The sequence below is a fragment of the Pseudomonas sp. HP_08 genome, from assembly GCF_055284095.1.
In genome coordinates, this window is sequence record NZ_JBTOQC010000001.1 from 277,137 (window position 1) to 300,340 (window position 23,204).

The following is a 23,204-nucleotide window of genomic DNA, read 5'->3' on the forward strand; positions in this document are numbered from 1 at the left end:
GCGGCGTGGTGTTCACGGGCAGCGGCTTAACCGATCTGACCGTGGCAGTGCTTGAACTTCTTGCCCGAACCACACCAGCAGACTTCGTTGCGACCCAGTTTCTGGTCGTTGCGAACCGGGTCCGCTGCAGCGACTGCCAGCTCTTCGGTGTCTTCGGTGGCTACCTGCTCAAGGCCTGGCGCCTCGGCATGCTGGAACTGCATGCGCTGGGCCAGCTCTTCGGCGTCGCGACGCAGACGGGCCTCTTCTTCCTCGGGATCTTCGCGACGGACCTGAACGTGGGACAGCACACGAATGGTGTCGCGCTTGATCGAGTCCAGCAGTTCCTGGAACAGGGTGAACGACTCGCGCTTGTATTCCTGCTTCGGGTTTTTCTGGGCATAGCCGCGCAGGTGGATACCGTGGCGCAGGTGATCCATGGTCGACAGGTGGTCTTTCCACAGGTCGTCGATGACGCGCAACAGAATCTGCTTCTCGAAGGTGCGCAGGGCATCGGCGCTGGCCTGCTCTTCCTTCTCGTGATAAGCGCCCAGCAGTTGCTCGAGCAGCTTGGCGCGCAGGCTTTCTTCGTGCAGGTGATCGTCTTCGTCCAGCCACTGCTGGACCGGCAGCTTCACCGCGAAATCCGAATTCAGCGACGCTTCCAGACCGGCCACATCCCATTGTTCAGGCAGCGATTGCGGCGGGATGTGCTGGTTGATCAGGTTGTTCAGCACTTCCTGGCGGAAGTCGGCAATGGTGTCGCCGATGTTGGTCGCCGCCAGCAGGCTGTTACGCATGTGATAGATCACTTTGCGCTGCTCGTTGGACACGTCGTCGAATTCCAGCAATTGCTTGCGGATATCGAAGTTGCGGCCTTCGACCTTGCGCTGGGCCTTTTCGATGGCGTTGGTGACCATGCGGTGTTCGATGGCTTCACCGGACTGCATGCCCAGCGCCTTCATGAAGTTCTTCACCCGGTCAGAGGCGAAAATGCGCATCAGGCTGTCTTCGAGCGACAGGTAGAAACGGCTCGAACCGGTATCGCCCTGGCGACCGGCACGGCCACGCAGCTGGTTGTCGATACGGCGCGATTCGTGACGCTCGGAAGCGATCACGTGCAGGCCGCCGGCCTCGATGACCTGTTGATGACGCTTCTGCCAGTCGGCCTTGATCTGTGCGATCTGCTCAGGCGTCGGGTCTTCAAGGCTCGCGACCTCAACTTCCCAGTTGCCGCCCAACAGAATGTCGGTACCGCGACCGGCCATGTTGGTGGCGATGGTCAGTGCACCAGGACGACCGGCCTGGGCGATGATCTCGGCTTCTTTTTCGTGGAACTTGGCGTTGAGAACCTTGTGATCGATGCCCTCTTTCTTCAACAGGGCCGACATGTGCTCGGAGGTCTCGATGGTCGCCGTACCGACCAGCACCGGGCGGTTTTCTGCCAGGCATGCCTTGATGTCGGTCACGATGGCCGCGTATTTCTCTTCGGCAGTCAGGTACACCAGGTCGTTGAAGTCTTTACGCGCCAACGGCTTGTTCGGCGGGATGACCATCACCGACAGGCTGTAGATCTGGTGAAATTCGAACGCTTCGGTGTCTGCGGTGCCGGTCATGCCCGACAGCTTGTTGTACAGACGGAAGTAGTTCTGGAAGGTGGTCGACGCCAGGGTCTGGCTTTCGGCCTGGATATTGAGGTTTTCCTTGGCCTCGATGGCCTGGTGCAGGCCTTCGGACAAGCGACGGCCCGGCATGGTACGGCCGGTGTGCTCGTCGACCAGCAGCACCTGGCCGTCCTGAACGATGTACTCGACGTTGCGGTTGAACAGCTTGTGCGCGCGCAGGCCGGCATAAACGTGGGTCAGCAGGCCCAGGTTGTGCGCCGAGTACAGGCTCTCGCCTTCGGCCAGCAGGCCGGCATTGGTGAGCATCTCTTCGATGAACTGGTGACCGGCCTCATTGAGTTCGACCTGGCGGGTCTTCTCGTCGATGGTGTAGTGGCCTTCCTGGGTCACCTGGCCTTCGACTTCCTCGACATGCTGCTTGAGGGTCGGGATCAGGCGGTTGATCTCGGTGTACAGGCGCGAGCTGTCTTCGGCCTGGCCGGAGATGATCAGCGGCGTACGGGCTTCGTCGATGAGAATCGAGTCGACTTCGTCGATGACCGCGAAGTTGAGTTCGCGCTGGAACTTGTCCTCCATGCTGAAGGCCATGTTGTCGCGCAGGTAATCGAAACCGAACTCGTTGTTGGTGCCATAGGTGATGTCGGCAGCGTAGGCGGCGCGCTTTTCTTCCGGCGGCTGGAACGGGGTAACGATACCCACGGTCAGGCCGAGGAACTCATACAGCGGGCGCATCCAGTTGGCGTCGCGACGGGCCAGGTAGTCGTTGACCGTGACCACGTGCACGCCCTTGCCGGACAGTGCGTTGAGGTACACGCCCAGGGTACCGACCAGGGTCTTGCCCTCACCGGTACGCATCTCGGCGATCTGGCCTTCGTGCAGGGTCATGCCGCCAATCAGCTGGACGTCGAAGTGACGCATGCCCATGACACGCTTACCGGCCTCACGGGCTACGGCAAACGCTTCAGGCAGCAGTTGATCGAGGGTTTCGCCTTTGGCTATGCGGGCCTTGAACTCTTCGGTCTTGGCACGCAGTTGCTCATCCGAAAGGGCCACCATTTGCTCTTCGAAGGCATTGACGATCTGTACCGTCTTGAGCATGCGTTTGACTTCACGCTCGTTCTTGCTTCCAAAAAGTTTTTTTAACAAAGGCGCAAACATATCGACAGGATCTTCCACACATAGGAATGGAGGGCGGCCCCGTGAGTCGCCCGTGCGACCCTCATGGCCGCATGCGAACGAGCATTCTACCCGGAAACGGTGGTGAGGAAAGTGGCGTTATTCCACGATGCTGGCACAGCGCTGTAAGGGGGCGCAGGTTCAATGGGGGCTTTTTGGCTTACTTCAACCCTCCCCAAAGGTGAAACTTCACGTGTGGCGGGCGGTGACAGCCGTGCAGTTGCGGCCATGCAGGAAGCACGACACTTTCTGTTAAGATTGCCGCCTTGTGACCCTTGGCATTGCATCCATGGCTTTTCGTCCTATCGACGCCCGACAACCTGCCGTATTACTGCGCGAGGCCAAGCCGCTGCGGGCGCTCATTCGTCAGGCCGAACGCCTCAGCCAGCTGCAACGCCTGGTCGAAAGCCAGCTGCAACCGGCGGCGCGCGAACATTGCCATGTCGCCTCATGGCGCGAAGGCTGCCTGCTGCTGGTGGTCACCGATGGCCACTGGGCCACGCGCTTGCGCTATCAGCAACGGCGCCTGCAACGCCAACTGGTGATTTTCGACGAGTTTGCCAGCCTGACGCGCATTCTGTTCAAGGTGCAGCCGCCTAATGTGCAGCAAGGGGCGGCGACCCACACCATCGACCTTTCGCTGAACGCTGCCGAAAATATCCAGGCCACCGCCGAAGGCATCAGCGATCCCAAGCTGCGTGCGGCGCTGGAGCGTCTGGCCAGCCATGGCAAGGCCAAACCTGTTTAAGCGCAAAGCTTATCCCTGAAGGCTAAATACCCCCCTTTCTATTGCGTCCTCCTTTCTTGCCAATGGCCATCATTTGGCTATTGTTACCCCGCCATTTGGCATCAGGGCTTTCTGGCCCCTCGGGGAAACTGCATTTCAGGGAGATTCAAATGGCCATACTTAACGTGTCATGCTTGCGGGCTCATGCCCCGACAGCAAAAGGGTATTACCTGCAAAAAACCGCCATTGCAGCATTGATTGTCGGCTGTGGCGCCGCGCCGGCCATGGCTGAGGAGGCACGAAGCTTCCTTAACCCACCCGACCTGGAACAAAGCGCCCCGACCCGGCTGGAGTCCAGCTCAACCCTGCTGACTCCGCTTAAAACCAGACCGGTGACGCTTGAGCAGCCCGTGCAGCGCAGCGGCAAGGAGCGCCAGCTGGTGCTCAATATCGACTATACCGACAACAAGATCTATAACCCGACCACCCAGCGCTATGACCCGGTCAGGCTGCGCAGTTACGTCGGCCCAAAGGTCAACCCGAACACCCCGTTTGTGGCACCGACCATCAATGCCACCCCCGGCGACACAGTGCGTATCACACTGAACAACAAGCTGCCGGCAGACGACCCAAGCTGCAAACCGTCCGAGGGTTCGATCAACCAGCCGCACTGCTTCAACAGCACCAACCTGCATTCCCATGGCTTGTGGGTCAGCCCGACCGGCAACAGCGACAATGTGCTGCTGTCGATCAACCCGCAGGTCAGTTTCCAGTACGAATACAACATCCCCGAAGATCACCCGGCCGGCACGTTCTGGTATCACCCGCACCGTCACGGCTCCACGGCCTTGCAGGTCGGCAGTGGCATGGCCGGTGCACTGGTCATTCATGGCAATCGCAAACCGACACTGGAATCCAACGGCGACATCGATACCCTGCTCAAGGGCGCCAAGGGCCATTCGTTTCCGGAACGCCTGCTGGTTTTTCAACAGATTGCCTATGCCTGCAAGCAACCTGACGGCACCTATTCCTGGGACTGCAAGGAAGGCCAGGTCGGCGAGATCGAGAACTACGCCATGTTCGGCCCTGGCGGTAATGACAGTTGGGCGCAATCGGGTCGCTACACGTCGATCAACGGCAAGGTCCAGCCGGTGTTCCAGACCCGCAGCGGCCAGGTGGAGCGCTGGAGAATGGTGCATGCGGGCATTCGTGACACCATCGTTCCGGAATTTCGCAGGATGGCCGACTCTGCCCGCTCGCTCAGCGAAAAAGGCGTCAGCGAAGCCGCTGCCAGCACCTTCATCAGCCAGCAGTGCACTGGCGAAGCCGTACCGTTTCAGGTGATTGCTGCCGACGGCCTGACCATGGCCCAGGCCCAGCAGAAAACCAGCCTGACGCTGCAGCCTGGCTATCGCAACGATGTACTGGTTGTCTTTCCAGGGCCTGGGCGTTATTGCATGGTCGACAAGCAAATCAGCGCCAATGGCAGCGTCAACCTTGAAACCGGCGGTAATGAGTTGCTGGGCTTCGTCGATGTCGCCTCGGGCCCGGCAGTGGCGGACGTCAACGCCCTGTTGACCCGTGAGCTGGTCGCTGCGGCAAAGCGCAACATGCCTGCCGACGTACAGACCCGAATCGTCAGCGACCTGAACAACGGGCTCAAGCTGAGCAAGTTCGTGCCGCACGCCGATGTCACCGATGAAGAGCTGAAGAAAAGCGGCAACCTTGAGCAGAACCTGGTGTTTGTCATCAGGAACCCCAAGACCACTCCCACCTTTGAAGTCGGCACGACCGCTGTGGACGCCAAGCCTTACGAGCCGGATGTGGTACAGCGCCAGTTGACACTGGGGACCGCAGAAACCTGGAAGCTGCAATCAGCCTTTGTCGGTCATCCGTTCCATATCCACGTCAACCCGTTCCAGATCGAGAAAATCATCGGCCCCGATGGCAAGGACCTGACCGCGCCTGACAGCGGCGACGATCAGTATTCAGGCCTGAAAGGCGTCTGGAAAGACACCCTGTTCATCAAGGGCCCAAGCAACCCCGATGCGGACCCCAACACCAACACCGAAGGCCTGTATGAGGTTTACGTGCGCACTCGCTACCAGCGCTACATCGGTGAATTCGTGTTGCACTGCCACATTCTCGACCATGAGGATCAGGGCATGATGCAGAACGTCAGCATCAGCATTCCTGATGGCAAGGGCGGCACCGCCAGCAACAGTCATGCGAATCACTGATCGGCTCGCCTGATCGACAAGGCACCGGCCCTGAATGATAGGGCCGGTGCTTTTCGAACGGCAATTTCCAAAGACATATAGCTAAAAAAAAGACCGCCCGAAGGCGGCCTTAAAAGAAAGGAAAGAGAGTAAAGCGTTTACCTTATGCTGCCGCTACAGGGCGCATATAGGAGATAGGTGCGGTACTGGCGTCCTCGAAAGTCACGACTTCCCAGGCGTCTTTCTGTTCGATCAGCGTGCGCAGCAGACGGTTGTTCAACGCGTGGCCGGATTTGAAGCCACGGAATTCGCCGATCAGGCTGTTGCCCAGCAGATAGAGGTCACCGATGGCGTCCAGGATCTTGTGTTTGACGAATTCGTCCTCGTAACGCAGGCCGTCTTCGTTCAATACGCCTTCCTTGTCGACCACGATGGCGTTTTCAACGCTGCCACCGAGTGCGAGGTTGTGCTTGCGCAGGTACTCGATGTCACTCATGAAGCCGAATGTACGGGCGCGGCTGACTTCCTTGACGAAGGAAGTGCTGGAAAAATCCACGCTGGCGCTTTGAGTCCGATCACGAAATACCGGGTGATCGAAGTCGATTTCGAAGCTCACCTTGAAGCCCTCGAAAGGCACGAAGGTGGCACGTTTGCCGCCCTCTTCCACAGTGACTTCACGCAGAATACGGATGAATTGTTTCGGCGCTTCCTGCTCTTGCAGGCCGGCCGATTGAATCAGGAACACGAAAGGTCCGGCGCTACCGTCCATGATTGGCACTTCGGAGGCGGACAGTTCGACATAGGCATTATCAATGCCCAGACCGGCCATGGCCGACAGCAGGTGCTCGACCGTATCGACCTTGATATCGCCCTGTACAAGGGTGGTCGACAAAGTGGTCTCGCCGACATTTTCCGCACGTGCAGGAATCTGCACGACAGGATCCAGGTCGGTGCGGCAAAACACGATACCAGTGTTCACAGGTGCGGGCTTCAGGGTCAGGTAAACCTTTTCCCCGGAATGCAGACCGACGCCTGTGGCACGGATGATATTTTTCAGGGTACGTTGTTTGATCATGGCATGGGCCGCTTCAGCGCTAGTTGCGAACGGATATCAACAAAGGCTGGGGATGATAGCAGACCCAGCCTGTGCTGAACACCAATTACCCGAATACCCCTGATAGACATAATCAATCGGCCTGGCGACGCAGGAAGGCCGGGATATCGAGATAGTCCAAATCATCGTTGGGGTTCAGTTTAGCCGCTGCAGTCGCGCCGGCATGAGCCTGGTTGCGCATTACGGTTGGACGGTCCAGGTCACGGTAGTTGACGGCGGCAGGTTCACGTACGGCCTGCTGGTGCACCGGCGCTTGTGGCGCTGCGCTTGGCAGGGTGTTGTCGATGATCTTGACCGGCTTCTCGATGCGCGCACCAAGGCCTGTGGCCACAACGGTAACGTGCAGTTCGTCGCGCATGTCCGGATCGATAACCGTACCGACCTTGACCATTGCATGATCCGAGGCGAAGGCCTCGATGATGCTGCCCACGTCCGAGTATTCACCCAGCGACAGGTCAGGACCTGCAGTGATGTTGACCAGAATGCCGCGTGCACCTTGCAGGTTGACGTCTTCGAGCAACGGGTTGCGAATCGCCGCCTCAGTGGCTTCGCGTGCACGATTAGGACCGCTGGCGCAGCCGGTGCCCATCATTGCCATGCCCATTTCGCTCATCACGGTACGCACGTCGGCGAAGTCGACGTTGATCATGCCGGGACGCTTGATGATGTCGGAGATACCGCGAACGGCACCGGCCAGTACATCGTCAGCCTTGGCGAAAGCCGACAGCAGGCTGGCGTCTTTACCCAGGATGGTCAGCAGCTTCTCGTTGGGAATGGTGATCAACGAGTCGACGCTTTCAGCCAGCATGCGAATGCCTTCGTCGGCGATCTGCATGCGCTTGCGGCCTTCGAACGGGAACGGACGGGTCACCACCGCAACGGTGAGGATGCCCATTTCCTTCGCCACTTCGGCAATGATCGGAGCCGCACCGGTACCGGTACCGCCACCCATGCCGGTGGTGATGAAAACCATGTTGGTGCCCTGCAGCACTTCCGCAATACGCTCGCGGTCTTCCAGTGCGGCCTGACGGCCTACTTCAGGATTTGCACCGGCACCGAGACCTTTGGTCACGCCGGCACCCAATTGCAGAATGGTCCGTGCACCGATGTTTTTCAGTGCCTGGGCATCAGTGTTGGCGCAAATGAATTCGACGCCTTCAATGCTGCTCTTGACCATGTGATTGACGGCGTTTCCGCCACCACCACCTACACCGATAACCTTGATTACCGGGCTCTGCGGGACGTTGTCTACGAGTTCGAACATTTTCCCTCTCCTTCAGCTCTCTAGTTGTTACTGCCCGCTACCACTTAGAAGCGTTGAACTTAGAAATTACCCTGAACCCAACGCTTGAAGCGCTCTAGCACGGGAGCCTTTGGTTCATCGCCATAGTTACTGCTGCTCACGCCCAGACCGGACAGCGAAATGCCGTCGGACTGCTTCTGCAACCCGTACTGCAACAAGCCCACGCCTGTGGAGTAAATCGGATTGCGAATGACGTCACTCAATCCCTTGACACTATGCGGCACGCCCAGGCGCACCGGCATGTGGAAGATTTCTTCGGCCAGTTCGACCGCACCTTCCATTTTCGACGTCCCGCCGGTCAGCACAATGCCCGCCGGGATCAGATCTTCATAACCGCTGCGGCGCAGCTCGGCCTGGATCAGGGTGAACAGCTCGTCGTAACGAGGTTCGACCACTTCGGCCAGGGCCTGGCGCGACAGCTCGCGAGGTGGGCGATCACCCACACTCGGCACCTTGATGGTTTCACCGGCACCGGCCAGTTTGGCCAGGGCGCAGGCATAACGAATCTTGATTTCTTCGGCGTACTGGGTCGGGGTACGCAACGCCATGGCGATGTCGTTGGTGACCTGGTCGCCGGCAATCGGGATCACTGCGGTGTGACGGATCGCGCCTTCTGTGAAGATCGCGATATCGGTGGTGCCGCCGCCGATGTCGACCAGGCACACGCCCAGCTCTTTCTCATCGTCGGTCAGTACCGCGTATGCCGAGGCCAGTTGCTCAAGAATGATGTCATCGACTTCCAGGCCACAGCGGCGCACGCACTTCTCGATGTTCTGCGCAGCGTTCACCGCACAGGTAACCACGTGCACCTTGGCTTCCAGGCGCACGCCCGACATGCCCAGTGGCTCACGCACGCCTTCCTGGTTGTCGATCACATAATCCTGCGGCAGGGTGTGCAACACACGCTGGTCGGCAGGAATGGCTACAGCCTGGGCAGCATCGAGCACGCGCTCAAGGTCCGCCGAACTGACTTCACGGTCGCGGATCGCCACGATGCCGTGCGAGTTGAGGCTGCGGATATGGTTGCCCGCCACCCCGACGAACGCCGAGTGAATACGGCAGCCGGCCATGATCTGCGCTTCTTCGATCGCGCGCTGGATCGACTGCACAGTGGACTCGATATTGACCACCACGCCCTTCTTCAGGCCGCGCGAAGGGTGGCTGCCAATGCCGACGATTTCCAGCGAACCATCGGCCGCGACTTCGCCTACCAGCGCCACCACCTTGGAGGTGCCGATATCCAGTCCGACGATCATTTTGCCGCTTTGCACATTTGCCATGGTTCTGCCTCTAGTCAATTCTTCGCGACAGCGGGCTTCGCCGCCGTCGGCGCTGCCTGTTCACGCCATCCGACCGCAAGGCCGTTGGAATAACGCAAGTCAACGCGTGCAATATTCGTTATTTGTTCTTTGAGCGTTTTGTCGTAGATCGAAATGAAGCGGCGCATTTTTTCAACCAAATGATCACGACCCAGCAACAACTCGATTCCAGGTCCGGCATTGCTGGCCCCCGTCGTCAAAAACCAACTGCCCCGCTCACGTAATTCAAGGCGCACTATTGAAAAACCCATAGGGCGCAACATCTGACTTAATACCTGATATTGCTGCATCACCTGCTGCTGAGCCCGTTGGGGACCAAACAACTGGGGAAGGTGTTCGTAATTGGATAACTCACGCGGCGTAAAGGCCTGTCCCTGGTTATTCAACAATGCTTCATCGCCCCACCGTGCAACCGGCAATTGTTCTTCAAGGCGAATCACCACTTGATCGGGCCAGACCCTGCGCACTTCGGCGTGGGCAATCCATGGCATTTGCTCAAGTTCGGTACGCATACCGGCCAGGTCAATGGTGAAGAAGCGAGCGGCCACATAAGGCGCGATCCGCTGCTGCACTGCCTGCTGGCTGATATAACTCAAATCGCCCTGCACATTAATGCGACTGATCGGGCGATCCACGTAAGGCAACAGACGCTGCGCGCCTTCATAAGTGCCAAACCCCAGCCCGACCAATAACACCGGCCACAACAAATATTTTAAAAACCCGGTTCCAGGTCTGGGTACACGCGCCGACAGCGGCTCTTTAGCCACCATCCGGCTTGCACCACGCGGTACCGGCTTGCGCCCGGGTACCGGTGGTTGCTGACGTGCCGACGCGCCGTTCATGCCTTAACCCCTCGCCTGAACGCTGTCGGCCAGAATCGCCAACACCAGTTGCTGAAAATCAAGCCCTGCCGCCCGCGCCGCCATGGGCACCAGGCTGTGATCGGTCATGCCAGGAACCGTATTGACCTCCAGCAACCAGAACTTGCCATTGGCGTCCTGCATGACATCGGTACGCGCCCAGCCGGTGACACCCACGGCGTCACAGGCACGCACAGTCAACGCTTCAAGTTCCTGCTGTTGCGCATTATCAAGGCCTGACGGAATCCGGTATTGAGTGTCGTCGGCCAGATACTTGGCATCGTAATCATAGAAACTGTGCGGTGTGCCCAAACCAATTGGCGGCAACACCTGGCCACACAAACACGCCACGGTGAACTCCGGACCTTCGATCCATTGCTCGACCAAAACGTTTGAATCATAGGTGCTGGCAGTTTTCCAGGCGGCGACCAATTGTTCTATGTCGCTCACCTTCGCCATTCCAATACTTGAACCCTCATGGGCCGGTTTGACGATTAAAGGAAAGCCCAGTTCCGTCGCTGCACAAATACAGTCATATTCGCTGCGTAATACCGCATGCACAGGCGTCGGTAAATCAAGGCTAGACCAGATCTGCTTGGTGCGCAGTTTGTCCATGGCCAGTGCCGAAGCCAATACACCGCTGCCGGTATAAGGAATATCCAGGCACTCCAGAAGCCCTTGCATACTGCCGTCTTCACCACCACGACCGTGCAGCACGATAAAGGCCCGATCAATCTTTTCGCCGCTCAAACGTTGCAGCAGGTCATCGCCCACATCGATCCCGAACGCATCCACACCGGCGCTCAGCAAGGCGTCCAGCACGGCCCCGCCGGACTTCAGCGAAACCTCACGCTCGGCGCTCTTGCCACCGAACAGCACAGCCACCCGCCCGAACGCTTCAGGCTTGAGGGTGCTGCGCAATGAGGATGCGTTCAGGTCAGTCATTTCAGCTTACCTTCGGTCGGCGCGGCCACGGCACCGGCAAACAGCGGGCTGCGCAGCAGTTGCGGGGCCAGGCCACCGATGTCGCCGGCGCCCTGGCACAGCAGGATGTCGCCGGCGCGCAACAGCGGCTTGACCAGTGGCGCAAGCTCGGCACCGCGCTCGATGTAGATCGGGTCCAGTTGGCCGCGCTGGCGGATGCTGTGGCACAGATTTCGGCTGTCGGCACCGGGAATAGGCTCTTCGCCGGCCGGGTAGACCTCCATCAGCAACAGCACGTTGGATTCGGCCAGCACCTGAACGAAATCGTCGTACAGGTCGCGGGTGCGACTGAAACGGTGCGGCTGGTAGACCATCACCAGACGACGCTCCGGCCAGCCGCCCCGTACGGCATTGATGACAGCGGCCACTTCACGCGGGTGGTGACCGTAGTCGTCGACCAGCATTACATGGCCGCCCTCGACCGGCAGCTCGCCATACACCTGGAAGCGGCGGCCGACGCCCTGGAAGCCCGACAGACCCTGAACGATGGCTTCGTCGCTGATGCCTTCGTCGGTGGCAATGGCGATGGTCGCCAGCGAGTTCAGCACGTTATGGTTGCCCGGCATGTTCACCGAAACGTCCAGCGGCTCGCGGTCGCGACGCAACACGGTGAAGAAGGTCCGCATACCGTCCTGACGGACATTGATGGCGCGCACATCGGCGTTTTCGCTGAAACCGTAGGTCACGGCCGGACGCTTGACCTGCGGTAGGATCTCGCGCACCACAGGATCGTCGATGCAGACCACGGCCAGGCCGTAGAACGGCAGGTTGTGCAGGAACTCGACGAAGGTTTTCTTCAGCTTGTTGAAGTCGCCTTCGTAGGTCGCCATGTGGTCGGCGTCGATATTGGTGACCACCGCGACCAGCGGCTGCAGGTGCAGGAAGCTGGCATCGCTTTCATCGGCTTCGGCGATCAGGTAACGGCTGGTGCCCAGTTGCGCATTGGTGCCTGCCGCGTTCAGCCGGCCACCGATTACAAAGGTCGGGTCCAGGCCACCGGCGGCAAACACCGAGGCCAGCAGGCTGGTGGTGGTGGTCTTGCCGTGGGTGCCGGCGACGGCGATGCCATGCCGGTAGCGCATCAGCTCGGCGAGCATTTCGGCGCGCGGCACGATAGGAATGCGCCGCTCCAGTGCCGTAGCGATTTCCGGGTTCGAGGTGTTGATCGCACTGGACACCACCAGCACGTCGGCACCGGCGGTGTTCTCGGCCTGGTGACCGATGAAAATCTGCGCACCGAAGGCGGTCAGGCGGTCAGTCACCGCCGAGTTTTTCAGGTCCGAGCCGGACACTTCATAGCCCAGGTTCAGCAGCACTTCAGCGATACCGCACATGCCGACACCGCCGATCCCGACGAAGTGGATGCGGCGGATGCGGCGCATTTCAGGCTGTGGCATGGCGCGTTGATTCTCAACCACGGGCCACCTCCACGCAGACATCGACAACGGTACGGGTGGCATCGGGTTTGGCCAGACGGCGGGCGGTACGGGCCATGCTGTTCAAATGTTCGGGTTGCATCAAAACCTCTTTCAGGCGGCTGGCCATGTCGGCGGCGCCAGTTGTCGCTTGCGGCATCACGAAGGCTGCGCCTTCACGGGCCAGATAATCGGCATTGCGCGACTGGTGATCGTCGATCGCATGCGGCAGCGGAATCAGCAGCGACGGCAGGCCGGCCGCCGCCAGTTCGCTGACCGTCAGGGCGCCGGCGCGGCAGACCACCAGATCGGCCCAGGCATAGGCTTGCGCCATGTCCTGGATGAACGGCGCGACCTGCGCCTGGACACCGGCGGTGCGGTAGCGCTCGGCGGTGATCTGGTCGTGTTGCTTGCCTGTCTGGTGAAACACTTCGGGCCGCAGATCGTCGGCAATCAGTGCCAATGCTTCAGGCAGCAGCTTGTTCAGTGGTTCGGCGCCCAGGCTGCCGCCCAGGATCAGCAGGCGCGCCTTGCGCCCGGCCAGCGGCTGGCGCGGCGTTTCGAAGAACAGCTCGGCCCGCACCGGGTTGCCGGTGGTGCGGCGCTTGTCCGACGTGGCGAAGGTGTCCGGAAAGGCCTCGCAGATACGGCTGGCGAACGACGCCAGGCTGCGGTTGGCCGTACCGGCCACCGCGTTCTGTTCGTGGATCACCAGCGGCACGCCGGCCAGTTTTGCCGCAAGACCGCCGGGGCCGGTGACATAGCCGCCGAAACCGACGACGAAGGCCGGCTTGAGCTGGCGTATCACCTTGCGCGCCTGCCATAACGCCTTGAGCAGCATCAACGGTGCCTTGAGCAGCGAGAGCTTGCCTTTGCCGCGCAGACCGCTGGCATCGATACGATGCAGGGTCAGGCCGGCCTGAGGCACCAGTTCGTTCTCGATGCCACGTGGCGTACCCAGCCAGTGCACTTTATAGCCACGCGCCTGCAATTCGCGGGCACAGGCCAGCGCCGGGAATACGTGCCCGCCGGTGCCGCCGGCCATGATCAGCACGTTAGCGTCCATTGGGCGGCTCCTCGGCAAAATCGCTTTCGTTGAATTCGGCCTCTTCGCTGCCCATGTTGTTGCGCGACTCCCACTCGATGCGCAGCAGCAGCCCGAGGCTGGCGCAGCAGATCACCAGCGAGCTGCCGCCATAGCTGAGAAACGGCAGGGTCAGGCCCTTGGTCGGCAGCAGGCCGACGTTCACGCCGATGTTGATCAGAAACTGGCCGATCCACAGGAACGACAGGCCATAGGCGGTATAGGCGCCGAAAAACTGCTTGGCGCGTTCGGCCCAGAAGCCGATGTACATGCCGCGAATACTGACGAACAGGAACAGGCCCACGGTGAGCAGCGAACCCACCACGCCCAGTTCTTCGGCCAGTACCGAGAACACAAAGTCGGTGTGTGCTTCTGGCAGATAGAACTGCTTCTGCACGCTGTTACCCAGACCCACGCCCAGCCATTCGCCACGCCCGAACGCGATCAACGCCTGCGTCAACTGATAACCGGAACCGAACTGGTCGGCCCACGGGTCGGTGAAGTTGGTCAGGCGCGCCATGCGGTACGGCTGCGCCTGGACCAGCACGAACACCGCCGCCACCGCCAGCACGACCATCAGCGAGTAGCGAAAAAGACCCACGCCGCCCAGAAACAGCATGGCGGCTGCGGCGCCCATCATTACCACGGTGGCGCCGAAGTCGGGCTCCATCAGCAACAGGCCGGCCATGGGCAACAGCACGATGAACGGCTTGAAGAAGCCCATCCAGCTCTCGCGCACTTCCTGCTGACGACGTACCAGGTAACCTGCCAGGAACAGCACCACAAAGACTTTGGCGATCTCCGAAGGCTGGACGTTGAACGCACCGAAACCGATCCAGCGCATCGAGCCATTGACCTCACGGCCGATGCCCGGCACCAGCACCATCAGCAACAGGCCAAACGCGCCGATCAGCATCAGCCAGCCCATACGCTGCCAGGTCGCAACCGGCACCATCATGGTCGCGCCACAGGCGCCCAGGCCGATGATCAGATAGACCAGATGGCGGGTCATCATGTACAGGGTGTTGCCCGACTGCGCCGCCGCCACTTCGGAGGAGGACGAGGTGATCATCACCAGGCCCAGCCCCAGCAGTGCCAGACAACCGGCCAGCATCGGGAAGTCGACGTCAATGCCCCGGCCGCTGATCAGCGGCGACGGATAGGGCTTGAGGATGCCGAAAATCATGTCAGCTCCTCCACGGCACGGGCAAACAGGCGCCCGCGCTCTTCATAATTCTTGAACATATCGAGGCTTGCACAGGCCGGCGACAGCAACACCGCATCTCCTGCCTGAGCCAGCCCGGCGCAGCGCAATACGGCCTCTTCAAGGGTGGCAACATTCACCAGCGGGACGGCGTCGCCCAGCGCTTCGGCAATTTTTCCGGCATCGCGGCCCAGCAGCACCACAGCACGGCAATGCGCCGCGACCGCTGCACGCAGGCCACTGAAATCGGCACCCTTGCCATCACCGCCGGCGACCAGCACCAGCTTGCCTTGAATGTCCACACCCAGCCCTTCGATGGCTGCCAGGGCGGCGCCGACGTTTGTCGCCTTCGAATCGTTGTAGTACTGCACGCCCGCACGCTCGCGCAGCCACTGGCAGCGATGCTCAAGACCGGTAAACGTGCGCAGGCTGGCAAGCATGGCGTCCATCGGCAGGCCCACTGCGTGACCCAGCGCCAGCGCCGACAAAGCATTGGCCTGATTGTGTGCGCCACGGACTTTCAATTCGCTGACCGGCAGCAACAGATCGAACTGGAACGCCAGGTATTTCACGCCGTGTTCTTCGCGCAGGCCGAAGCCACGGAAATCCGGCTTGTTCAGGCCGAAGGTCCAGCACGGTACATCTTCGCGAACCAACGGCCGCGACAGGGCATCCTGACGGTTGACCACGACCTGACGAGCGCCACGGAAAATCCGGTGCTTGGCCAGGTGATACGCCGGCAGGCCGCTGTAGCGGTCCATATGGTCTTCGCTGATGTTCAGCACGGTGGCCACTTCAGCATTCAATTGATCGGTGCTTTCCAGCTGGAAGCTCGACAGCTCAAGCACGTACAGCTCGACATCATCGGCGAGCAGGTCCAGCGCCGGCGTGCCCAGGTTACCGCCCACGGCCACACGCTTGCCGGCGGCTGCCGCCATTTCACCGACCAGCGTGGTCACGGTGCTTTTGGCATTGGAGCCGGTAATGGCCACGATCGGAGCCTTGGCGTGACGCGCGAACAGCTCGATGTCGCCGGACAATTTGACACCACGCGCCTGCGCTTGCTGCAAGGCTTCGGTGGCCAGGGCCAGGCCAGGGCTGACGTACAGCTCGCTGGCACGGCACAGGAACTCGACGTCCAGCTCGCCACAACGCACGTCCACCTGCGGATAATCGCGGCGCAAGGTCGCAAGCTCCGGTGGATTGTCCCGAGTATCGGCCACGGCAAACGCCACGCCCTGGTTCGCCAGGAAGCGAACCAGGGACATGCCGCTCTTGCCGAGGCCGACAACGATGCGGAACTGGTCGGTAACGATCAAAGACACTCGCGTTTACCTCAGTTTCAGCGTGGCAAGGCCGAACAAAACCAGAATCACGGTGATGATCCAGAAACGGACGATCACGCGCGGCTCGGGCCAGCCTTTGAGTTCAAAGTGGTGGTGAATGGGCGCCATGCGGAAAACACGACGACCGGTAAGCTTGAAGGAGGCCACCTGAATGACGACTGACAGGGTTTCCATCACGAACACGCCGCCCATGATGAACAGCACGATTTCCTGGCGAACGATGACGGCAATGGTGCCCAGCGCCGCACCCAGCGCCAGCGCGCCGACGTCGCCCATGAACACCTGGGCCGGATAGGTGTTGAACCACAGAAAGCCAAGGCCTGCGCCGATCAGTGCGCTACAGAACACAATCAGTTCACCTGCGCCCGGCACATACGGAATCAGCAGGTATTCGGCAAATTTCACGTTACCCGACAGGTAGCAGAAGATGCCCAGTGCGCCGCCGACCATCACCGTCGGCATGATCGCCAGACCGTCCAGGCCATCGGTGAGGTTGACCGCGTTGCTGGAGCCGACGATGACGAAGTAGGTCAGGACCACGAAGCCGATGCCCATCTGCCAATGCATGTCTTTGAGCATCGGCACGATCAGGGTGGTTTCGACTGGCGATTGCGCCGTCATGTACAGAAAGATAGCCGCGCCCAGGCCGAACACCGACTGCCAGAAATATTTCCAGCGGCTTGGCAAACCACGCGAATTTTTCTCGATGACCTTGCGATAGTCGTCGACCCAGCCGATGGCGCCGAACAACAGGGTAACCAGCAGAACGACCCACACATAGCGGTTGGTCAGGTCAGCCCACAACAGGGTGCTGACGGCAATCGAGGACAGGATCAGGGCGCCGCCCATGGTCGGCGTGCCGGACTTGGACAGGTGCGATTGCGGACCGTCGTTGCGCACTGCCTGGCCGATCTGGCGGGTCTGCAAGGTACGGATCATCCATGGCCCCAGGCACAGCGACAGGCTCAGGGCCGTAAGCACGCCGAGAATCCCGCGCAGGGTCAGGTATTGGAAGACGGCAAAGCCTTTGTAGAACTGTTGTAAAAATTCAGCCAACAGCAACAGCATCAACGTTTCTCCAGGCTGGAATTGCACAGGGCTGCCACGACGTTTTCCATGGCGGCACTGCGCGATCCCTTGATCAATAAAGTAGTGTTTGAATCGTGTTCGCCTGCCAGCGCGGCAATCAGCTCGGCCTGGCGGGTGAAGTGGTGCGCGTGCGCACCGAAGGCATTGACGGCGTGCTGCATCAGCGGGCCGACGGCATACAGAGCGTCGACTTTGCCGGCGGCGTAAGCGCCGACCTCGCGATGGCCTTGCTCGGCCCAGTCGCCCAGCTCACCGATATCACCCAGCACCAGCACCTTGCGCCCTTCGAAACCGGCGAGCAGATCGACAGCCGCATTGATCGAGGACGGGTTGGCGTTATAGGTATCGTCGATGACGCGCTGGCCATTGGCGGCGATCTGCGAGACGGCACGGCCCTTGACCGGTTGCATGGCCGCAAGCCCTGCGGCGATGCCGTCCAGGCTGACGCCCAGGGCACTCGCGGCGGCAGCAGCGGCCAGGGCGTTGGCCACGTTGTGCACGCCCAGCAAATTGAGTTGTACCGCTGCCGCGCCTTGCGGGCTGTGCAGCATGAAACCGGGGCAGCCTCGCGCATCGCGCTGCAACTGGCTGGCGTAAAAGTCGGCCTGCGGATTTTCCAGGGCAAAGCTCAGCACCTGGCGGTCGCCTGCACGCTTGTGCCAGATCGGGAAGGCCTTGTCGTCCAGGTTGAGTACCGCAACACCTTGGGCATCGAGGCCCTCGATGATTTCACCCTTGGCCTCGACAATGCGCTCCGGGCCACCGAACTCACCGACGTGGGCGGTACCGGCGTTGGTCAATATGGCAACGTGCGGTTTGGCCAGGCTCACGGTGTAGGCAATTTCACCCACCCGCGAAGCGCCCAGCTCGATCACCGCTGCGCTGTGTTCAGCAGCCAGTTCCAGCAGGGTCAGCGGTACGCCCAGATCGTTGTTGAGGTTGCCGCGCGTGGCCAGTACCGGGCCGCGCGTGCGCAGGATGCTGGCGAGCATCTCTTTGACCGTGGTCTTGCCGCTGGAGCCGGTCACGGCGGCGACAGGCCGGTCGATAAAGGCATTGCGGTTGAGCGCAGCCAGTTGCGCCAGCGCCTTGCGGGTGTCGAGCACCACCAGTTGCGGCAGGGTTGTGCCAGGCACTTCGCGCTCGACCAGTGCGCCTGTCGCGCCCTTGTCGGCAACCTGTTGCAAGTAATCATGGCCGTCGAAATTGGGGCCGGTCAGGGCCACGAACAACTCCCCTGCCTTGATGCTGCGGCTGTCGATGCTGACGCCGGAAAACAGGCAATCATCACCCACGCGACGAGCGTCCAGCGGGGTGAGCAGTTGGCTGAAGCTCAGCGGCTCAAGCATGTGCGGCCTCCCATGCAGCCAAGGCGTTGGCGGCCTGTTCAAGATCGGAAAACGGTTGGCGCTGGCCGTCGATTTCCTGATAGTCCTCATGCCCCTTGCCGGCCAGCAGCACGACATCGTCTGCGTGCGCCGCGGCAATGAACGCTTCGATGGCCTGACCACGGCCCTCGATAAAACGCACCTGGTCAGCGGCAGTAAACCCGCTGCGGATGTCGTCGAAAATCTGCGCCGGCGCTTCGCTGCGCGGATTGTCGTCGGTGACCAGCACGACATCGGCCAGGCGCTCGGCCACTTCGGCCATCAACGGACGCTTGCCGCGATCACGGTCGCCACCGCAGCCGAACAGGCACAACAGACGACCGCTGGCATGCGGACGCAGTGCTTCAAGTACTTTTTCCAGGGCATCGGGGGTGTGTGCGTAATCGACCACCACCAACGGCTTGTTGCCGCCGCCCAGGCGCTGCATGCGTCCAACCGGACCTTCTAGTTTCGCAAGGACCTTGAGAATTTCATCCAGGGCGTAGTTCAGGCCCAGCAAGGCGCCGATCGCCGCCAGCACATTGCTCAGGTTGAAACGCCCCAGCAGACTGCTGCGCAGGAAGTGCTCGCCGTGCGAGGTCACCAGCGTGGCGCGCACGCCGTGATCGTCGAACTGCGCTTCGCGGCAGTACAGCGAGGCGCTGCGATCAAGCAGGCTGTAGGTAATCAGGCGCCCGCGGTGCGGGGCATCGGCCAGTTCACGACCGAATGCATCGTCCAGGTTGATCACCCGGCATTGCAGGTCCGGCCAGGCGAACAGCTGCGCCTTGGCGGCGCCATAGGCCTCCATGGTGCCGTGATAATCAAGGTGGTCGCGGGACAGGTTGGTGAACACGGCGACATCGAACGCCAGCGCCTTGACCCGGCCTTGCTCCAGGCCGTGGGAAGACACTTCCATGGCCACGGCGCGCGCGCCGCTTTGCTTGAGGTCAGCCAGGGTGGCCTGTACGGCAATCGGGTCAGGTGTGGTGTGCCGGCCACTTTCGAGTGCGCCATAAAAGCCGGTGCCCAATGTACCGACGATGCCGCACGGCTGGCCCAGCAGGTCCAGCGCCTGGGCAATCAGTTGGGTGACGCTGGTCTTGCCATTGGTGCCGGTCACACCGACCAGATTCAGGCTGCGACTCGGCTCGCCATAAAAGCGCCCGGCAATGGCCGACAGTTGCCCCGCCAGGTTACGTACCGGAATCAGCGGTACTTCGGTGAGCGGCAGTACGCTGTGGCCTTGCGACTCATAGGCCACGGCCGCCGCGCCACGGTGCAGGGCATCGGCGATATGTTCGCGACCGTCGACCTTGAAACCCGGGACGGCCAGAAACAAATCCCCCGGACGCACCTTGCGGCTGTCCAGGGTCAATTCGCGAATCAGCGGATCGCGGTCGGTGCTCGGGAAAATCTTGCTCAGGTTAAAAGCCATCAGCCGCGCCCTCCTTTGGCAACCGGTGCTGTGTTGACCTGCTCCGGTGTCAGGTTGTCAGGCGGAATGTTCATCAGGCGCAGGGTGCCGGACATCACTTTGCTGAACACCGGTGCCGATACCAGACCACCGAAGTAGCCGCCCTTGCTGGGCTCGTCGATCACGACCACGACTGCATAACGCGGATTGCTCATCGGGCCGAAGCCTGCGAACAACGAGCGGTAGGAGTTTTCGGCGTAGCCCTTGGTGCCGATGGAGGTCTTGCGCGCCGTACCGCTCTTGCCGGCGACGTGATAGGAAGGCACACGGGCACGGTAAACACCACGCGTGTCTTCAATAACCTGTTGCAGCATGTTGTGCAGGGTCTTGGCGGTGGCTTCAGGGATCGCCTGCACCGAGGTCGGCTCGGCATCGCTCTTGAGAATGCTCAGCGGCACGATGCGGCCATTGTTGGCCAGCGCGCCGTAGGCATGCACCAGTTGCAGGGCCGTCACCGATACGCCATAGCCATAGGACAGGGTCGCGGTTTCAGCTTTACGCCATTCGCGATAGTTGGGCAGGTTGCCAACCCGCTCGCCCGGGAAACCCAGGCCGGTGTATTGGCCGAAGCCCATGCGCTGCATGGTACGGAACAGGTTTTCGCCGCCGACGTCGAAAGCCACCTTGCTCATCCCCACGTTACTGGAGTTGATCAGGATGCCGGTCAGGTCCAGCACGGGACCTTCGGTCTTGCTCACGTCACGGATGGTGTAGCGGCCGATCTGCAGGGTGCCGGGATAGACCTCGACCTTGTCGGTTGGCTTCCAGCGGCCACTTTCGAGGGCGGCGCCCATCGAGATCGGCTTCATGGTCGAGCCGGGCTCGAACACATCGATGATCGCCCGGTTACGCATGGCGGCCGGCACCATGGTGCGGCGGTTATTCGGGTTGTAGGTCGGGCTGTTGACCATGGCGAGAATTTCGCCGGTCTTGACGTCCATGATCACCAGGCTGCCGGCCTTGGCTTCGTTCTCGATGATTGCGTTACGCAGCTCGCGGGTCGCCAGATACTGCAGGCGCAGGTCGATAGACAACGCCAAGGTCTTGCCGGCCTTGGCGTTCTTGGTGACTTGCACATCCTTGATCAGTCGCCCTCGTCGGTCCTTGATGACCTGGCGCTTGCCGGGCACCCCGGCCAGCCAGTCGTCATAGGCCAGCTCGACACCTTCGCGACCGTGGTCGTCAAGGTCGGTGAAGCCGACCATGTGTGCGGTGACATCACCGGCCGGATAGAAACGCCGGAATTCCTCGATGCCATAGACACCGGGAACCTTGAGGTCGAGCACGGCCTGGCCATGCTCCGGGGTCAGGCCGCGGACCAGATAAATGAATTCTTTGCCGGCCAGCGATTCAAGGCGCTCATTGAGCGCCTTCGGGTCCTGCCCCAGCGCCTGGGCCAGCAGCGGCCATTTGCTGCGGTCCTGAAGCATTTCCTTGGGGTTGGCCCACAGGGTGGTCACTGGCGTACTGACCGCCAGCGGCTCGCCATTGCGGTCGGTGATCAGGCCACGGTGCGCCGGAATCGGAATGTGCCGCAGGCTGCGGGCATCGCCCTGCTCTTGCAGGAAGGTATGGTCGATAACCTGCAGGTCGACGATGCGCCAGCAGATGGCAAGCACCAGCAGGACCAGCAGCCCGACCACCACGCGAAAACGCCAGGGATACAGCGCGCCTTCAAGCTTCATCATGGCGCCACCATCCGTACTTCGGCGGCGCTGGGGATGCGCATTTTGAGTTGCTCGGCGGCAAGGTTTTCGATGCGGCTATGCGCGGTCCAGGTGCTTTGCTCCAGGATCAAACGACCCCATTCGGCCTGGGCCTTGTCGCGCACGCTCATTTCGGCGTACAGCGAGTTGAGCAACTGGCGGTTCCAGTGGGCGCTGTACGAAACGCCAATGGCCGACACCAGCACGCCGATGAACAACAGCAGCATGAAAAAGCTGCCAGTGGGCAAAGGCTTGGAGAACAGGCGGCTCAACGCAACTTCTCCGCCACACGCATGACAGCGCTGCGCGAGCGTGGATTGGCACGGGTTTCGGCCTCGGAGGCGAACTGTGCCTTGCCAATCAGGCGCACTTTGGGTTCGAACGGGACGGACTTGATCGGCAGGTTGCGCGGCAAGTTGTCGGCTTCGCCCTTCACCAGCTTGCGCATGAACAATTTGACGATGCGGTCTTCCAAGGAATGGAAGCTGATCACCACCAGTCGACCGCCAATCTCCAGTGCATCGAGAGCGGCTTCAAGGCCGGCCTCAAGATCGCCCAGTTCGTTGTTTACGTGAATGCGCAAACCCTGGAAGGCACGAGTGGCAGGGTGCTTGCCCTTTTCCCAGGCCGGATTGGCGACCTTGAGTACTTCGGCAATGTCTGCGGTGCGCTCGAACGGGGTGACCTCACGGCGCGCGACCACGGCATTGGCCATGCGTCGGGCAAAGCGTTCTTCGCCGTACTCTTTAAAGACGCGCGCCAGCTCTTCGGCAGAGGCGGTGGCAACAAATTGCGCAGCACTGACACCCAGTCCGGGGTTCATGCGCATGTCCAGCGGGCCATCGTTCATGAAGCTGAAACCGCGTTCGGGATCGTCGAGCTGCGGCGAAGAGACGCCCAGGTCCAGCAGCACACCGCTGACCTTGCCATGCAGGTCACGGTCGCGCACCTCGCTGCCCAGCTCGGCAAAACTGCGCTGCACAATGAAGAAGCGGCCGTCTTCGGCCGCCAGCGCTTGCCCCGTGGCAATCGCTTGCGGGTCTTTGTCGAAGCCCAGCAACTGCCCTTCGGGACCTAACTGCTCAAGCACGAGACGACTGTGACCGCCACGACCGAACGTGCCATCCAGATAGCAGCCATCGGCACGTACGGCCAAGGCCTCTACTGCTTCTTCAAGCAGCACGGTGGTGTGGGTAAAACCGCCATTCAT

At 60.9% G+C, this 23,204-nt stretch carries 18 protein-coding genes; 2 read left to right on the plus strand and 16 right to left on the minus strand.

Features of this window, described 5'->3' with window-relative positions; genetic code table 11:
- Nucleotides 1–26: 26 nt before the first annotated feature.
- On the minus strand, nucleotides 27–2,762 hold the full coding sequence (gene secA, locus ACYAS9_RS01325) for a preprotein translocase subunit SecA (protein ID WP_463566532.1): 2,736 nt from the start codon (nucleotides 2,760–2,762) through the stop codon (nucleotides 27–29).
- Between the two features lie 307 nt (nucleotides 2,763–3,069).
- Between secA and ACYAS9_RS01330 the strand changes: the two genes are divergently transcribed.
- On the plus strand, nucleotides 3,070–3,528 hold the full coding sequence (locus ACYAS9_RS01330) for a DUF721 domain-containing protein (protein ID WP_463566533.1): 459 nt from the start codon (nucleotides 3,070–3,072) through the stop codon (nucleotides 3,526–3,528).
- 149 nt (nucleotides 3,529–3,677) lie between these two features.
- Nucleotides 3,678–5,747, plus strand: coding sequence for a multicopper oxidase family protein (locus tag ACYAS9_RS01335; RefSeq protein ID WP_463566534.1), 2,070 nt, complete (start codon nucleotides 3,678–3,680; stop codon nucleotides 5,745–5,747).
- A 142-nt stretch (nucleotides 5,748–5,889) separates the two neighbouring features.
- Here ACYAS9_RS01335 and lpxC read toward each other — a convergent pair whose 3' ends face one another.
- From lpxC to rsmH, 15 genes are all read right to left on the minus strand, one after another.
- On the minus strand, nucleotides 5,890–6,801 hold the full coding sequence (gene lpxC, locus ACYAS9_RS01340; RefSeq protein ID WP_459749659.1) for a UDP-3-O-acyl-N-acetylglucosamine deacetylase: 912 nt from the start codon (nucleotides 6,799–6,801) through the stop codon (nucleotides 5,890–5,892).
- A gap of 112 nt (nucleotides 6,802–6,913) precedes the next feature.
- Complete coding sequence (ftsZ, locus tag ACYAS9_RS01345; protein ID WP_463566535.1) at nucleotides 6,914–8,104, minus strand: cell division protein FtsZ; 1,191 nt, start codon at nucleotides 8,102–8,104, stop codon at nucleotides 6,914–6,916.
- Between the two features lie 59 nt (nucleotides 8,105–8,163).
- Nucleotides 8,164–9,423 carry a cell division protein FtsA gene (gene ftsA, locus ACYAS9_RS01350; RefSeq protein WP_459749661.1) on the minus strand — a complete coding sequence of 420 codons (1,260 nt, stop codon included), beginning with the start codon at nucleotides 9,421–9,423 and terminating at the stop codon, nucleotides 8,164–8,166.
- A gap of 14 nt (nucleotides 9,424–9,437) precedes the next feature.
- Nucleotides 9,438–10,304, minus strand: coding sequence for a cell division protein FtsQ/DivIB (locus tag ACYAS9_RS01355; protein ID WP_463566536.1), 867 nt, complete (start codon nucleotides 10,302–10,304; stop codon nucleotides 9,438–9,440).
- A 3-nt stretch (nucleotides 10,305–10,307) separates the two neighbouring features.
- On the minus strand, nucleotides 10,308–11,267 hold the full coding sequence (locus ACYAS9_RS01360) for a D-alanine--D-alanine ligase (RefSeq protein WP_463566537.1): 960 nt from the start codon (nucleotides 11,265–11,267) through the stop codon (nucleotides 10,308–10,310).
- On the minus strand, nucleotides 11,264–12,703 hold the full coding sequence (gene murC / locus ACYAS9_RS01365) for a UDP-N-acetylmuramate--L-alanine ligase (protein ID WP_463566827.1): 1,440 nt from the start codon (nucleotides 12,701–12,703) through the stop codon (nucleotides 11,264–11,266). Before murC ends, ACYAS9_RS01360 begins: the two co-directional genes overlap by 4 nt.
- Before the next feature lie 13 nt (nucleotides 12,704–12,716).
- A complete protein-coding gene (murG, locus tag ACYAS9_RS01370; RefSeq protein WP_463566538.1) occupies nucleotides 12,717–13,787 on the minus strand; it encodes an undecaprenyldiphospho-muramoylpentapeptide beta-N-acetylglucosaminyltransferase in 1,071 nt (356 codons plus the stop codon).
- Complete coding sequence (gene ftsW, locus ACYAS9_RS01375) at nucleotides 13,777–14,991, minus strand: putative lipid II flippase FtsW (protein ID WP_463566539.1); 1,215 nt, start codon at nucleotides 14,989–14,991, stop codon at nucleotides 13,777–13,779. Before ftsW ends, murG begins: the two co-directional genes overlap by 11 nt.
- Entirely contained in the window at nucleotides 14,988–16,334 is a 1,347-nt protein-coding gene (gene murD, locus ACYAS9_RS01380) for a UDP-N-acetylmuramoyl-L-alanine--D-glutamate ligase (protein ID WP_463566540.1), read from the minus strand. Before murD ends, ftsW begins: the two co-directional genes overlap by 4 nt.
- Nucleotides 16,335–16,340: 6 nt before the next feature.
- On the minus strand, nucleotides 16,341–17,423 hold the full coding sequence (gene mraY, locus ACYAS9_RS01385; protein WP_459749667.1) for a phospho-N-acetylmuramoyl-pentapeptide-transferase: 1,083 nt from the start codon (nucleotides 17,421–17,423) through the stop codon (nucleotides 16,341–16,343).
- Complete coding sequence (locus ACYAS9_RS01390) at nucleotides 17,423–18,793, minus strand: UDP-N-acetylmuramoyl-tripeptide--D-alanyl-D-alanine ligase (RefSeq protein ID WP_463566541.1); 1,371 nt, start codon at nucleotides 18,791–18,793, stop codon at nucleotides 17,423–17,425. Before ACYAS9_RS01390 ends, mraY begins: the two co-directional genes overlap by 1 nt.
- On the minus strand, nucleotides 18,786–20,249 hold the full coding sequence (gene murE, locus ACYAS9_RS01395; protein WP_463566542.1) for a UDP-N-acetylmuramoyl-L-alanyl-D-glutamate--2,6-diaminopimelate ligase: 1,464 nt from the start codon (nucleotides 20,247–20,249) through the stop codon (nucleotides 18,786–18,788). Before murE ends, ACYAS9_RS01390 begins: the two co-directional genes overlap by 8 nt.
- Nucleotides 20,249–21,973 carry a peptidoglycan D,D-transpeptidase FtsI family protein gene (locus tag ACYAS9_RS01400; RefSeq protein ID WP_463566828.1) on the minus strand — a complete coding sequence of 575 codons (1,725 nt, stop codon included), beginning with the start codon at nucleotides 21,971–21,973 and terminating at the stop codon, nucleotides 20,249–20,251. The genes murE and ACYAS9_RS01400 overlap by 1 nt, the downstream gene beginning before the upstream one ends.
- Complete coding sequence (gene ftsL, locus ACYAS9_RS01405; protein WP_459749670.1) at nucleotides 21,973–22,266, minus strand: cell division protein FtsL; 294 nt, start codon at nucleotides 22,264–22,266, stop codon at nucleotides 21,973–21,975. Before ftsL ends, ACYAS9_RS01400 begins: the two co-directional genes overlap by 1 nt.
- Nucleotides 22,263–23,204 (minus strand): 16S rRNA (cytosine(1402)-N(4))-methyltransferase RsmH, encoded by a 942-nt coding sequence (gene rsmH, locus ACYAS9_RS01410; protein ID WP_463566543.1) that lies wholly within the window; start codon nucleotides 23,202–23,204, stop codon nucleotides 22,263–22,265. The genes ftsL and rsmH overlap by 4 nt, the downstream gene beginning before the upstream one ends.

What these genes read in the sequence shown, in the direction of transcription:
- secA (WP_463566532.1), bottom strand. Translation starts at nt 2,762, where the DNA reads ATGTTTGCGCCTTTGTTAAAAAAACTTTTTGGAAGCAAGAACGAGCGT.
- ACYAS9_RS01355 (WP_463566536.1), bottom strand. Translation starts at nt 10,304, where the DNA reads ATGAACGGCGCGTCGGCACGTCAGCAACCACCGGTACCCGGGCGCAAG.
- ACYAS9_RS01390 (WP_463566541.1), bottom strand. Translation starts at nt 18,793, where the DNA reads ATGCTTGAGCCGCTGAGCTTCAGCCAACTGCTCACCCCGCTGGACGCT.
- ftsA (WP_459749661.1), bottom strand. Translation starts at nt 9,423, where the DNA reads ATGGCAAATGTGCAAAGCGGCAAAATGATCGTCGGACTGGATATCGGC.
- ACYAS9_RS01400 (WP_463566828.1), bottom strand. Translation starts at nt 21,973, where the DNA reads ATGAAGCTTGAAGGCGCGCTGTATCCCTGGCGTTTTCGCGTGGTGGTC.
- ACYAS9_RS01330 (WP_463566533.1), top strand. Translation starts at nt 3,070, where the DNA reads ATGGCTTTTCGTCCTATCGACGCCCGACAACCTGCCGTATTACTGCGC.
- murE (WP_463566542.1), bottom strand. Translation starts at nt 20,249, where the DNA reads ATGGCTTTTAACCTGAGCAAGATTTTCCCGAGCACCGACCGCGATCCG.
- ACYAS9_RS01360 (WP_463566537.1), bottom strand. Translation starts at nt 11,267, where the DNA reads ATGACTGACCTGAACGCATCCTCATTGCGCAGCACCCTCAAGCCTGAA.
- murG (WP_463566538.1), bottom strand. Translation starts at nt 13,787, where the DNA reads ATGGACGCTAACGTGCTGATCATGGCCGGCGGCACCGGCGGGCACGTA.
- murC (WP_463566827.1), bottom strand. Translation starts at nt 12,703, where the DNA reads ATGCCACAGCCTGAAATGCGCCGCATCCGCCGCATCCACTTCGTCGGG.
- ftsW (WP_463566539.1), bottom strand. Translation starts at nt 14,991, where the DNA reads ATGATTTTCGGCATCCTCAAGCCCTATCCGTCGCCGCTGATCAGCGGC.
- ACYAS9_RS01335 (WP_463566534.1), top strand. Translation starts at nt 3,678, where the DNA reads ATGGCCATACTTAACGTGTCATGCTTGCGGGCTCATGCCCCGACAGCA.
- lpxC (WP_459749659.1), bottom strand. Translation starts at nt 6,801, where the DNA reads ATGATCAAACAACGTACCCTGAAAAATATCATCCGTGCCACAGGCGTC.
- ftsZ (WP_463566535.1), bottom strand. Translation starts at nt 8,104, where the DNA reads ATGTTCGAACTCGTAGACAACGTCCCGCAGAGCCCGGTAATCAAGGTT.
- mraY (WP_459749667.1), bottom strand. Translation starts at nt 17,423, where the DNA reads ATGCTGTTGCTGTTGGCTGAATTTTTACAACAGTTCTACAAAGGCTTT.
- rsmH (WP_463566543.1), bottom strand. Translation starts at nt 23,204, where the DNA reads ATGAATGGCGGTTTTACCCACACCACCGTGCTGCTTGAAGAAGCAGTA.